The sequence below is a fragment of the Nostoc sp. LPT genome (assembly GCF_017115165.1).
Lineage (GTDB): Bacteria > Cyanobacteriota > Cyanobacteriia > Cyanobacteriales > Nostocaceae > Nostoc.
The window spans coordinates 22927-35566 of record NZ_JABXKF010000144.1 but is presented as its reverse complement, the minus strand read 5'-3'; the positions used below and the strand labels follow the sequence as shown (position 1 = coordinate 35566).

The following is a 12640-nucleotide window of genomic DNA, read 5'->3' as shown; positions in this document are numbered from 1 at the left end:
TGTTCCATTGGGGAGAGTTTGTAGCAGCCGACGGCTGCCAAGCTGCACTAGTGAATATTTGACTTAACTGCGGTAAGCTATGACGGCATAAAACGGATCTCCTCCAGCTGCACCCAACCACTGTAATAAATTCGGTAATGTTGATTTATGAGCTATAACTTCTGCGGTTGTAAATCCTGGAACTGAGGCAAAATACTCTTTGACTAATTCCACTCGCTGTGCTTCTGAAGCCTCTCGCCAAGCTTGAATCGCTTTTTCAAAAAACATCCGGTTAGAAAAGCTGATAATTGCAACACCACCGGGTTTTAGGATGCGGTAAATTTCGGAAAATACTGCTTCTGGATATTGCACATATTGCACAGATACGCAGTTGAGAACAGCATCAAAATCTTCATCTGGTAAAGGTAGCTGGGGATTTTCGTTAAAATTTTGCACAAAGTAATGATTTAAGCGGGCATTACGTGCTAATTCCTCACCATTGAGTCCGTGTCCCTCCACATGGTCAAACTCCATCTCTTCTGGCAGATGAGACACCCAACTGCTCATCATATCAAAAATGCGGGTGTTGGGTTTGAGGCGATCGCGATATAAATCTGTTAGCTGTTGAATAAATCCTTCATCCACATGGGTAACGAAGCGAGGATAGGCATAGAACAGCTTATCGTCTGTGTCATCTAATTTCAGGCGTTGATTCGGTCTTAACTGCATAAATCTCTATTTGGGAGAACTTTTTCGGAAAAATGTGGCAATTTCAAGTATTTTTCAACAATCACTATGTAACATATTTTAATAACAACAGGATACTTAAACGAGTCTAAATAGCAACATTCAATTTTATCAATTCAATGTTCCATAAACTACACTTCTGGCAGCATATTTGGCGAAAAAGCCGCCTGGTAGAATCGTTACCCTATTTAAGTTTGTTCCTTTGGATGCTACCCTTATTATTATTTACTTCTGGGCACAATAGCCTGATGGCACATGATGAAGCCCTTTACGCTTCGCGTGCCCGTCTGATGTTTGATTCTGGTAATTGGATAACTTCTTGGGAAAGGGCACATCATAAAACACCTGGGTCTTATTGGTTAATTGCCAGTTTCTACAAGTTGTTTGGGATCAGTGATATTAGTGCGCGTCTTCCTAGTATGATTGCTAGCATTTTTAGCTTATGGCTGGTGTATGAAATTGGCAAAATTATGCTAGGCAAAAAATTAGCTTGGCTAGCTACTGCAATTTTAAGTGTGGAATTTCTTTGGCTACAATACTCTCGCTTAAGTACGCCTGATGTACCAATAATTTTCTTGGTACTTTTAGCTATTTTCTGTTTAATAAAAACAGAATTACATCCTAAACATCACTATTTTTGGAGTTTTCTAGCTGGTTTAAGTTTAGGTTTAGGCTTCTTAGTCAGAAGCTTTATGATTTTTTTGCCAATTATCGCTTTATTACCTTATTTAATTTGGGAACATCACCGTCATCGTCATCTTACTAATCCAATTTTATATCTAGGCTTTTTCGTAGGTTTAATACCCACTGGCATTTGGCTGTGGTTAAGCTGGCTGCACTATGGAAATCAGAGTTTTGAGGAGTTGCTCAAGTTTGTTGTGCAGCTAGGTTCTGAAGATCGGGAGCATAATGGGCCGCTATTCTATGTATGGAATATTCCTTTAAAAGCATTTCCTTGGGCTTTTTTCGGACTTTTAGGTTTGTTTTTAACTGTCCGTCGTCCCATTCCTCTTTACCAGTTAATATTAGTTGGTTTTCCACTTGTCTTATTTGTAGAACTTAGTGTTTTTAGCACTCGTTTACCTCACTATAGTCTTTGCCTTTATCCGTTTATAGCTTTGTTAGCATCTGTGGGTTTAAGCTGGTTAGGCAATATTTACCAGACAGGAATTCACCCACAATTTCCTCTTCAAAAAGGTAAAAAAAATATATTGAACTTTTTTGCAAGGAATAATCTTTCTCGAAACCTCAGTTATGGCTTTGGTGGATTCGGTGTTTTTCTTGTAATAGCTAGTACTGTCGCTATTAGTTACGCTGGTTCTGACATCCGCAAGTATGCAACTATTGGTTTGGCTATGGGGTTGGGTTGGTTAATTTTACCTGTGGTGTGGATTAGTCGTTACCACTTTGGCAAGAAGTTTCTCACAGCCCGTTACTGGATTGCAGGATGGTTAATTACCTGTTGGCTGACTTTGGCAACGATGGGTAGCATCGGTTTGTTAAGTGACTATAATCCTGTTTTAAGAACTTTTTTACAACAAAGTGCGATCGCTTCAATTATCCAATCTCATCCGATCTACCTTGTGCAAATAGACCAGAAAATCCAAGTACTGCTTAATTTCTATCTTTCTATTCGTCCCCAAGCAGTAGTTTCTATTTCCCAAGTACCAGCTTTGAGCTATGCTTTAATCTATACTGACCAGTCCCCTAAATTATCTCGGACTCACCACGTTCTTGGTACAGTAAAAGAGTACCAGTTGATTCAAGTTCTTCCCTAAGATAGATGCAAAGCAAATATTGCTAAATAATATCAATCTAGTTATAATAGTACGTACACTAAGTATTATCTTAAATGGTTTCTACATCTAATCACTCCCCACTTTTAGAGTCGTGGCAGCAAAATCTGGCACCATACAATTTGGGCTACAGAATCAAATTAGTCTCACAACTGCTGAGTCGCAAGTTTACTGAGAGGCTAGAACCCTTTGGACTGACGCCATTTCACTGGTTGGTGTTGTGCTGTCTTTGGCAAGAAGATGGTTTACCTACTTCTAGTATTGGGGACAAACTCAAACAAGTGGGAGGGACTTTAACAGGCGTACTAGATCGGATGGAAGAACGCGGCTTGGTGCGTCGAGAACGGGACACTAACGATCGCCGCATCTGGCGAATTTGGCTCACAGATGCAGGTAAGGAACTAGAAGCTGTTTTGCCGCCAATCGCCGCAGCCGTGCGTGATGAAGCGATGGACGGTATTTCCTTTGCTGACCGAGAACTGTTTTCCCAAATGTTGAATCGGGCGATCGCTAACCTCTCTTAAAGATGATTTTATAATCACCCGACTGGGGGAGGCAATGTAAAGATATGTTTTGAGATAATAGTACGCATACTAAGGAAATAAGAATTTTTTTCAGAAAAAACTACGCATTCTAAATAAACGACTATCAATCAAATTATTGAACGAGCAAGCGAGGTAATAATAATGGGTGCTAATACCTTGAACGGACGCAACGGACACAAGACCATAATTTTAGAAAAAGAAGTGATTCCTGATTTAGAGACTTTAGAAACTGCTACTACACAGACATCCGCAACAGCAGAAGCACCTGTTGTAACTCCTGAGATCGAGAAAGAAGTTCCAGCGAAACCGAAGCCCAAAAGACCGACTGGTTTAATTTTGGCAGGATTAGGTGTGGGTGCGATCGCCGCAAGTACTTTTGGTTTTCACTACTGGCAATACGCCTCCACCCACCAGGAAACAGACAACGCCACCGTTGAGGGAAATATTCACCAAGTTAGTAGCCGCATTCCTGGAACTATAAATGAGGTGCTAGTGAATGATAACCAACTGGTGCAACCGGGACAATTGTTGGTGAAGTTAGATCCACGGGACTATGAAAGTAAGGTGCAACAGGCACAAGCAGCCCTAGAAAATGCTCGTGGTCAGGCGCAAGCCGCCCAAGCAAATATTGCTTTGAGTTCACAAACCACTACTGGTAAAACAACTCAAGCGCAAGGAGATGTCAGTAGTGCAGTAGCAGCAATTTCAACAGCCCAAGCAGCAGTACAAGAAGCTCAAGCTGGGATTCCCGCATCCCTTGCAGCAGTACAAGAAGCCCAAGCTGGGATTCCCGCCGCCCAAGCGCAGGTAGCGCAAACAAACGCGAATTTGGAAAAAGCCCAAGCAGATTACAATCGTTATAACGAATTGTATAAAACAGGTGCGATTCCTCGTCAGCAACTAGACACAGCCAAGGCTGCTTATGATGTAGCCAAAGCACAGAAAAATGCCGCGATTCAAGGAGTACAACAAGCCCAAGCCCAGTTAGCCTCCGCCAAAGTTGGTGTCGCCAAAGCCCAGTCTCAGTTAGCACAAGCGCAAGAAAATGTCACCAACGCCCAAGCTAAATTGGCAGCATCTAAGGGAGGATTGCAACAAGCTACCGCAGGCGGACAAGATACCACAGTCAAACGTAGCCAATACGAAGCGGCAAAAGCGGCGATCGCGCAATCAGAAGCATCGCTGAAAGACGCACAATTGCAACTATCTTATGCCAATGTTACTGCCCCCAGCGCTGGACGGGTAGGTAGAAAAAACGTCGAAGTTGGTAACAGAGTTGCAGTGGGAACACCATTAATGGCGATCGTGGATAACAACTATTGGGTAATTGCAAACTTCAAAGAAACCCAATTAGAAAAGATGCGTCCAGGAGAGCCAGTAGAGATCAAGCTGGATAGTTTCCCTCATCACACCTTTATTGGTCGTGTTGACAGTATTTCCCCTGCTTCCGGCGCTCAGTTTGCCTTATTGCCACCGGATAATGCTACAGGTAACTTTACTAAAGTTGTGCAGCGCATCCCAGTAAAAGTAGTTTTCGACCAAAAGAGCATTCAAGGATACGAATCGCGGATTACTCCTGGGATGTCTGCGGAAGTTGCGGTGGAAGTCAAGTAATATCATGTTCCCCAAATTACCCATAATAAAAGAACCCCACCCCCAGCCCCTCCCCGCCTGCGCGGAGGGGAGACAAAGCGTAGCTTTGGCGGGGTGGGGTTCTTGGGGTTTAGTAAGTAATCAACCGGACATCATTAATACGAAATTGCCTGCAAACAGATGAAAAACCTCTTTCTGCTTATGACATTCTCCTACATCTATAGAGAGGCGTATAGAGATGAGGTGAGATGATATCTATGAAAGCAGATTGGTATAAAACAAGCCTGATATGAAAAAATCGCTACTACCTGCTTTAAGGTCAAGAAACTACCAGCTGTTTTTTGCTGGGCAAGGTATTTCCCTAATTGGGACGTGGATGACGCAACTTGCCACAATTTGGCTAGTTTATGACTTGACAAAATCCCCATTAATGCTAGGAGTTGTGGGATTTTCGAGTCAAATTCCTAACTTTTTTTTAGCTCCCTTTGGCGGAGTATTTGTAGATCGCTTTTCTCGGTATCGTACCTTAATTGGTACGCAAGTCTTGGCGATGATTCAATCATTAACATTAGCAGCGCTGGCGTTAACTGGTGTGATTCAGGTATGGCATATCATCGCTTTGAGCTTGTTTCAAGGATTTATTAACGCCTTAGATGCGCCAGCCCGTCAAGCTTTGGTGCCCGAATTGGTTGAACGTAGAGAAGATTTAGCCAATGCGATCGCTATCAATTCAACGATGTTCAACGGTGCACGATTAATTGGCCCTGCGATCGGCGGTTTATTAATTGCTGGCGTTGGAACTGGTTATTGTTTTTTAATTGATGGTTTGAGCTACGTTGCTGTAATCGCCGCTTTATTGGCGATGAAAGTTAAACCTTGGAAAAATTCGGTAACTGACGGTAATCCCTTACAAAAAGTCAAAGAGGGATTTGTATATGCCTTTAGCTTCTCACCCATTCGCTCCATTTTATTGCTATCAGCTTTAGTCAGCCTCATGGGACTGCAAAACACTATTCTCGTGCCAGTTATTGCCGAACAAGTCCTCAAAGGTAGTGCAGAAACCTTGGGATTTTTGATGGCGGCATCTGGAGTTGGAGCCTTAACTGGTGGTATTTATCTAGCTACGCGCCAAACAATCTTAGGAATTGGCAAATTGATTGCCTTAGCTCCAGCAATTTTAGGTACTGGTTTAATCGGCTTTTCTTTGTCTCGATTTTTACCACTTTCTTTATTTACAATGTTATTCGTTGGCTTAGGAACAATTCTCCAGATTGCTGCTAGCAATACATTTTTACAAACCATTGTCGAAGACGATAAACGCGGGCGATTGATGAGCTTATATACAATGTCATTTTTGGGGATGATTCCCGTGGGTAATTTATTAGGAGGTTTTTTAGCAAGTCATATTGGCGCTCCTAACACTTTAATGATTGATGGGATAGCTTGTATTTTAGGGTCAATTATTTTTAGCAGACAGTTGCCTGCTTTAAGAAAAATAATGCGTCCAATTTATGAGCAAAAGGGGATTATTACGACTCAATAATTTTAAGATAAATAACCGCAGTGAAATTTATATTTACCTTAATGGAGCTTTCTATAGCAATTATTTTTTAATTTTTAGGGTTGCTGATTCAAGCTCACGCAGAGGCAAAGAACATGTTGATATAAGATTTAATAAGAACATTTTTTGCTACTTAACCTTGAAAATGGAACAAAGTTATGGTTAATACAGGTGTAATTCGTCAGCAAGGGCAAAATCCTGCTTTACCACCAGAGCGTGTACCGCTAAAAACCTGGATTGGTGTATTAGCCAGTATGCTTGGTGCATTTATGGCGGTATTAGATATTCAAATAACTAATGCTTCGCTGCAAGATATTCAAGCAAGTTTAGGAGCAACTCTCGAAGAAGGTTCTTGGATTTCTACCGCGTATCTTGTCGCAGAAATTGTGGTAATTCCTCTAACAGGATGGTTGTCACGAGTATTTTCTCTGCAACGTTATTTATTAGTCAATACTGCACTATTTATCTTCTTTTCTATTTGCTGTGGTTGGGCATGGGATCTTAATTCCATGATTTTCTTTCGCGCCTTACAAGGTTTTAGCGGAGGAGTATTAATTCCTACAGCTATGACAGTTGTCTTAACAACTTTACCCCAATCAAAACAATCAGTTGGGTTAGCTGCATTTGGGTTTAGTGCAGTTTTTGCACCCTCAATTGGCCCAACATTAGGAGGTTGGTTAACCGAAAATTTTGGTTGGGAATACAACTTTTATATAAATGTAATTCCAGGGGCATTAATGCTGGCTGGTGTTTGGTATGGAATTAAGCAAGAAAAACCCCAAATTAATTTACTCAAACAAGGTGACTGGTGGGGAATTATTGCGATGGCTATTGGGTTAGGTTCTCTACAAATTGTTTTAGAAGAAGGTAGCCGCAAAGATTGGTTTGGTTCAGCGTTAATTGTGCGCTTAAGTGTGATTGCGGTAATTTTTTTGGCGATATTTTTCTTTATAGAATTAACTCGTAAACAACCATTTATTAATTTACGGCTTGTACTTAGGCGGAACTTTGGATTAGCCAGTATTGTCAATGTGTCACTGGGAGTAGGATTGTATGGTTCAATTTATATTTTACCGTTGTATCTCGCCCAAATTCAAAAATACAATGCTCTGCAAATTGGTGAAGTATTGATTTGGGCTGGTATTCCCCAACTATTTATTATTCCCCTCATACCAAAATTGATGCAACGTATTGATGTGCGTTTCATGGTAGCTTTTGGTGTAGCTTTATTTTCTATAAGTGCATTTATGAACTCTGGAATGACTAATGAAACAGGATTAGATCAATTACGCTGGTCGCAATTTGTGCGTGCAATGGGACAACCCCTAATTATGGTGCCGCTTAGTTCTATTGCTACTGCTGGTTTGAGTCCGAAAGAAGCAGGTTCAGCAAGTGGTTTATTTAATATGATGCGGAATCTGGGCGGTTCTATTGGAATTGCTTCTTTAGCGACTTTATTAGCAAATAGAGAGCAATTTCACTCAAATATATTGGGTGATGGAGTATCTTTATATAATCCAGAAACTCAACAGCGAATTGACCAAATGACGCAGTATTTTATTAGTCGCGGAGCAGATTTAAGTACAGCAAAAAATCAAGCGATCGCATCTATATCCAACATAGTCCGCCGGGAAGCATTTGTGATGGCTTTTAACGATTGTTTCTACTTTATTGGCATTGCTTTGTTAGTTAGTGGAATTGCTATTTTATTCCTCAAAAAGGTGAAGCCAACTGGTGGCGCTGTCGCCCATTAGATTTGTTGTATCAGTTAAAATGTTTAATAAAACTACTAAGGTACTAAAATGGTCATTAGCCAAAGTGAGTACTATATCTCCCCAGAAGAATATTTAGAAGGCGAGAAAGTAAGTGAAATCAAACACGAGTATATTGATGTGCAAGTCTACGCAATGGCAGGGGCAAATGATGCTCATGTTACAGTTAGCATGAATGTATCTATGCTGTTACGAAACCATCTCTGGGGTAGTGGTTGCCGTGTCTATATGTTAGGCATGAAAGCACAAATTGAGGTCATAAATCGCTATTTTTATCCTGATGTGATGGTGACTTGTGATATACGAGATAAAGAATTTGAATATTTACTGAATAAAACTCTCTGAATAGATCAGCTATGCTCAGATTACTAGACTCAATTCTTGGTGCAGTCGCCATAGAAATTTTGTGTCTATCTAAAAACCCTTTACAAGATAAGAGTACCCAAAATAACAGCAGTGCTAACCAAGAAACAACTTTATTAAATTATTGATATCGAGATTTTCCTTAATCCAACATTTCTGGGTCAATTCCTAAAGCGTTGAGTTGTTCAGGAGACAGAGTACGCAACTTCTCTGTAATTAAGAGCCGCTTTTGTCGCTCAACTTCCGCCCTTTGTCGCTCAACTTCCGTGCGTTCATAACCTGTTAACAATAAATTTCCTTGTGCATCCCACCACCGCAGCCAAGGTAACTCTGCATTTTGATACAAACCCTGCCAGATTCCTAACTCTACCCCCATAGGAGCAATTGGGTAATGTCCCCGTTCATTGGGTTTCATCAGTTGATAGGTATTATCAATTAGATGGTAAACTTCCACTTGCGCTTTTGCTACTTCATAAATCCCATAATAAGGGACTCGAATTGCCTGCTCATAAACCCAAAATTTACCAACATTTCCACCTTCCCCTTGAGATGGCGGTGTGTTATCTCGTTCTTCTGAACCATCTCCAGAGACAAACTCAATCACAATCAAGGGCGCGACGTACTCTTTCCACAGCACATAAGAACGCCGCGTTTTACCTTCAAGGGTCGGTGGTACATTGGATACATAAAACCAGTCTGGTGCTTCAGCCCCTTTCTCTGGAGGATCTGTCAATCGCCAGTAGATACCTAAATCTTGCCCAATACAATATTGACTATCAGGATGAAGTTCCTCTAAAACAGGTGTAATCGAGTCAGTGAGCAAGATACTTTGAGGATGCTCTTGCCAGTTTTTCACGAATGTACCGTCTGAGTCTGGTAACTGGGTATGGTCAGGTAAAGTTAATGCCGATAAGGAAGTCATAGGCTTTAACAAAGGTTTGTCTGACTTTTATTGTAGTAGTGTTTCTATCCTAGAATGATACATGAACCTTGAAAAGCATTTTTAAATACAGGCAATTATCAAAAAAACTAAGTAATTTGCCATAGGATTATATTTTGGTTTAATACCTAAAGTACTGAGTAGTTCAGGAGAAAGCTATCAATACACAGGTATTGTGGAATTACTGTATTAAAAGCCGCTTTTTTTTTAAATTGGTATAATAAATGCTTAATATCAATATATAGCAGTTAGTATTTTTGATAAAATTTGAACACTTAAAGTAGTAAATATAGCTACCAATGAATCAATTTAGCCCGTCTCAGTTAGGTTATTTTTTAGACTTCGATTTATGGCAGCAAGCTAAAAACTTGTTAGATTTTCAGATTAAACAGATGGACAAGAATCAGCACTACAATACATTGAGTATGTTCTACTATAAGCAAGTAGCTTCAAGAGGGACTGCACTGGGCACACAAAAATACTTTAAACAGAGAGTTGCAAACAATCTTTTTTACGGTTTAGAACGTGAATTTGCTTTTTATGATTATGTTATTCCTAAATCTCACCTTGGTCTTCGTAATTATAAATTTTTTACCTATCCTATGCGGATTTTATACTATTCATTAGGTCTTTATTTGCTCAAATTATCCCAAGAGCTACTACAAGGCTATGTAAAAAAAAATGACCGCCTAAACTGTTACTATGGAGGCAATTTAAATTTCACCAATCATAGTTTAGTAATAAAATATGAAACAACTTTTTACAAACCTTATTACAAAAACTTCAAAAAGGATATTAGACAACAGATAAATAATAATGCTGACAACAAAATTGTTATTAAATTCGATATTCAAAACTACTTTGATAATGTTGATATTCTAGTTTTGCTTGATAAAATTGATAGATTTTCCAAGCCAAGTCTTAAAGAAGAATTACGCTTTGATACGTCAACAAAAGAGCAAATAAAATTTTATTTTAACTTTATATCAAGTAATAAAGGTGGTATTCCTCAATCTGATAATGACATCATCTCTGGTTTATTAGGTCATATTTATCTAATTTTTAGTGATTTAGTTATTGATACAGAAATTTGTAAATATTCTAACTTAATAGAAGAGCATAAAATTATTAGATTTGTTGATGATATATTTATCTGTATTAATTTTTCAATTAATACAGATAAACAGCAGCAAGAAACTATAACTGACTCTATTACCTCGCATATATCTGATATACTACATTACGAGTTAGGGCTTAAGCTCAACACAAAAACTCGACTTTACTGGCTTAATAATTCAAATCAAAAGGAAGAACTATTAAAAGTTTTGAAGAAAGTATCACCTGAGTATTATGCCCATGATGATGAAAGTGAAGAAACTCCAGAAAATAAAATAGACAACATTTTTAATGAAATTGAAAAATTAAAAACATCAAGTATTGATGTTTCACTTGGTTCTGATGGCTCTCTTCAAGAAGAAATACTAAAAGAAGTATATGATAACTCTGTAAATCAGCTTTTAAGCAAACAAGAAATTCAAGATAAAATAGAACTAACATTCACAAATTTTAATTTTGATTTAGTGAAAGTTATGCCACAGGAAATTATTTTAATAATCTCAAAAAACCAAAAAACTTTAAGTAAATTTGTATTATTTTTGCAAAATAAAAAAAATTTAACGACGAGAGATGTACATCTAATAATAAAGTTTTTATGCCAAACAAATTTTAAAAATAAAAATAAAGTATTATTTAAAAAATTAAAATATAATGATTCATTTAGACATATCGCCAGTGTTTATGAAGAATCTAAAATAGTATCAGATGCTCCTGGATACTATCAGTTATCAGCCACACAAATAAATATTCTTATGTCACAACCACATATTATAGAACAAATACGTCTGCGTGTATTTAATGAAAAAATAGGAGCTTATTCGGTTGCACTTAACCATTTACTTAATGAAATTCACGGTATTTGTATGCTAATTGACAAAAATAATACAAATAAAAATAAAGATTATAATGCAGAACATGCTGTTAAATACCTTGCATTTACAGGTGTACCGCATGATATTTGCATAGATACACGTAACCTTTTTGACAGGAGGAATCGGAATACAGTCTCACATCCTGGTTCTGAGCAAAATATTGCTTGGGGAGTTACAAAAGACGAATACATAAAATATCGTAATGCTGTTGGTCAGTGCTTAAAAATACTTTTATGTTCGCCATGAGTAGTCTAAAGTTTTTAATGATTGTACCCTTTGCTTACTTGTAAAAAAGTCAAAAATTTCTTTGATATGATGTCCTCCAAATTACCCCTAATATGTCATTGCGAGTGGAATGAAGTGGAGCGTTCGCGGAGCGTCTTGTAGAGAAAGAATCACAATGACTCTGCGATTCCTTCACTTCGTACCCTACGAGAACGCCAAGGGCGAGCGCAATGACGGGTATTTGAACGGACATGATATGATGTCAGATTATTATTACCCAATCTACTTACTTTTATAATCTCTTTTTGCACTTTTATATCAAAACAGCAAAGATGCAACAAAACTTTGCATCTTTGCATGAAAAGATACTAGATTAAGCTGTTTACTGCAAGTTATCAGACATACTTCGATTCTCTAACGCGAAATAATATGATCTTTATGAAACACCAGGCTCATCAGCAGTTTTGATCTCTTTTAAAATTCTTTCGACTTGGTTAACTTTTTCACCTCTATTCTGTTCTTTGAAAATCTTTAAAGCTTTTTCTAAAGAAGATAGCGCCTCATCTTTTTTATTTGTTTGCCACAATGCCAGTGCAAAATTAGTCAGCCCTTCGCCATAATTAGGATTAATTTCCAGAGCTTTTTTATATTCAGTAATGGCTTCTTCCCAGCGACTTTGACTTGCGTAAACCATACCGCTCGCATTGTAAGCTAAAGCGTATTTTGGGCGGAGGCGAATGGCTTCTCGATAGGAACTAATTGCATCTTCTGGTTTCTTTTGCTGAAAAAGCACATTTCCTAGCTGAAAGTGTCCAAAGGCGTCTTCTGGGAACTTTTTAATTAATTTGCGTAAATTTTCCTCTGCACCTGTTAAGTCTCCCTGACTAAATAAAGCATTGGCTTGTTGCAGGAGTTGCGATCGCTCTGGTGCATCCGTACCCGAAGCTTGTGCTATTTTTTGTGGTTGTCTCTGTGCAGACTGTTCTGGCGAATGCAGAGAAATTCCCGTCACTGCTAATACTGATGATGATATGCCAATTGCAGTTATGATACTCAGCATCATGCAGCTAAGAGGTTGAACAAATACTGATTTGTATTGCTTTTTCAGTTTCATTGTCCTCAATGCCTTAA

General features: G+C 38.6%; 9 protein-coding genes and 1 pseudogene. 7 read left to right on the top strand and 3 right to left on the bottom strand.

Annotation, left to right across the window (positions count from 1 at the left end):
• Window positions 1–63: 63 nt before the first annotated feature.
• Complete coding sequence (locus HWQ58_RS27380; RefSeq protein ID WP_292869933.1) at window positions 64–708, bottom strand: class I SAM-dependent methyltransferase; 645 nt, start codon at window positions 706–708, stop codon at window positions 64–66.
• Window positions 709–845: 137 nt separating this feature from the next.
• Between HWQ58_RS27380 and HWQ58_RS27375 the strand changes: the two genes are divergently transcribed.
• From HWQ58_RS27375 to HWQ58_RS27350, 6 genes and pseudogenes are all read left to right on the top strand, one after another.
• A complete protein-coding gene (locus HWQ58_RS27375) occupies window positions 846–2504 on the top strand; it encodes a glycosyltransferase family 39 protein (RefSeq protein WP_292869931.1) in 1659 nt (552 codons plus the stop codon).
• Window positions 2505–2578: 74 nt separating this feature from the next.
• Window positions 2579–3046, top strand: coding sequence for a MarR family transcriptional regulator (locus HWQ58_RS27370; RefSeq protein ID WP_292869929.1), 468 nt, complete (start codon window positions 2579–2581; stop codon window positions 3044–3046).
• Between the two features lie 162 nt (window positions 3047–3208).
• Window positions 3209–4681, top strand: coding sequence for an HlyD family secretion protein (locus tag HWQ58_RS27365; protein ID WP_292869927.1), 1473 nt, complete (start codon window positions 3209–3211; stop codon window positions 4679–4681).
• Window positions 4682–4949: 268 nt separating this feature from the next.
• The gene (locus tag HWQ58_RS27360) at window positions 4950–6203 is read left to right on the top strand and encodes an MFS transporter (protein ID WP_292869925.1); all 1254 of its coding nucleotides are present in this window, start codon (window positions 4950–4952) and stop codon (window positions 6201–6203) included.
• A 176-nt stretch (window positions 6204–6379) separates the two neighbouring features.
• Complete coding sequence (locus HWQ58_RS27355; RefSeq protein WP_292869923.1) at window positions 6380–7975, top strand: DHA2 family efflux MFS transporter permease subunit; 1596 nt, start codon at window positions 6380–6382, stop codon at window positions 7973–7975.
• 48 nt (window positions 7976–8023) lie between these two features.
• Window positions 8024–8317: pseudogene (locus HWQ58_RS27350) on the top strand (Uma2 family endonuclease); the annotation flags it as partial.
• A gap of 181 nt (window positions 8318–8498) precedes the next feature.
• Here HWQ58_RS27350 and HWQ58_RS27345 read toward each other — a convergent pair.
• Window positions 8499–9278 carry a Uma2 family endonuclease gene (locus HWQ58_RS27345; protein WP_292869920.1) on the bottom strand — a complete coding sequence of 260 codons (780 nt, stop codon included), beginning with the start codon at window positions 9276–9278 and terminating at the stop codon, window positions 8499–8501.
• 317 nt (window positions 9279–9595) lie between these two features.
• On the opposite strand from HWQ58_RS27345, the gene HWQ58_RS27340 reads away from it, so the two are divergent.
• Complete coding sequence (locus HWQ58_RS27340; RefSeq protein ID WP_292869917.1) at window positions 9596–11530, top strand: AbiA family abortive infection protein; 1935 nt, start codon at window positions 9596–9598, stop codon at window positions 11528–11530.
• A 415-nt stretch (window positions 11531–11945) separates the two neighbouring features.
• Here the strand turns inward: HWQ58_RS27340 and HWQ58_RS27335 are convergent, their stop codons facing one another.
• Entirely contained in the window at window positions 11946–12623 is a 678-nt protein-coding gene (locus tag HWQ58_RS27335) for a tetratricopeptide repeat protein (RefSeq protein WP_292869914.1), read from the bottom strand.
• Between the last annotated feature and the right edge of the window lie 17 nt (window positions 12624–12640).

What these genes read in the sequence shown, in the direction of transcription:
- HWQ58_RS27345 (WP_292869920.1), bottom strand. Translation starts at nt 9,278, where the DNA reads ATGACTTCCTTATCGGCATTAACTTTACCTGACCATACCCAGTTACCA.
- HWQ58_RS27370 (WP_292869929.1), top strand. Translation starts at nt 2,579, where the DNA reads ATGGTTTCTACATCTAATCACTCCCCACTTTTAGAGTCGTGGCAGCAA.
- HWQ58_RS27375 (WP_292869931.1), top strand. Translation starts at nt 846, where the DNA reads ATGTTCCATAAACTACACTTCTGGCAGCATATTTGGCGAAAAAGCCGC.
- HWQ58_RS27335 (WP_292869914.1), bottom strand. Translation starts at nt 12,623, where the DNA reads ATGAAACTGAAAAAGCAATACAAATCAGTATTTGTTCAACCTCTTAGC.
- HWQ58_RS27365 (WP_292869927.1), top strand. Translation starts at nt 3,209, where the DNA reads ATGGGTGCTAATACCTTGAACGGACGCAACGGACACAAGACCATAATT.
- HWQ58_RS27355 (WP_292869923.1), top strand. Translation starts at nt 6,380, where the DNA reads ATGGTTAATACAGGTGTAATTCGTCAGCAAGGGCAAAATCCTGCTTTA.
- HWQ58_RS27360 (WP_292869925.1), top strand. Translation starts at nt 4,950, where the DNA reads ATGAAAAAATCGCTACTACCTGCTTTAAGGTCAAGAAACTACCAGCTG.
- HWQ58_RS27380 (WP_292869933.1), bottom strand. Translation starts at nt 708, where the DNA reads ATGCAGTTAAGACCGAATCAACGCCTGAAATTAGATGACACAGACGAT.
- HWQ58_RS27340 (WP_292869917.1), top strand. Translation starts at nt 9,596, where the DNA reads ATGAATCAATTTAGCCCGTCTCAGTTAGGTTATTTTTTAGACTTCGAT.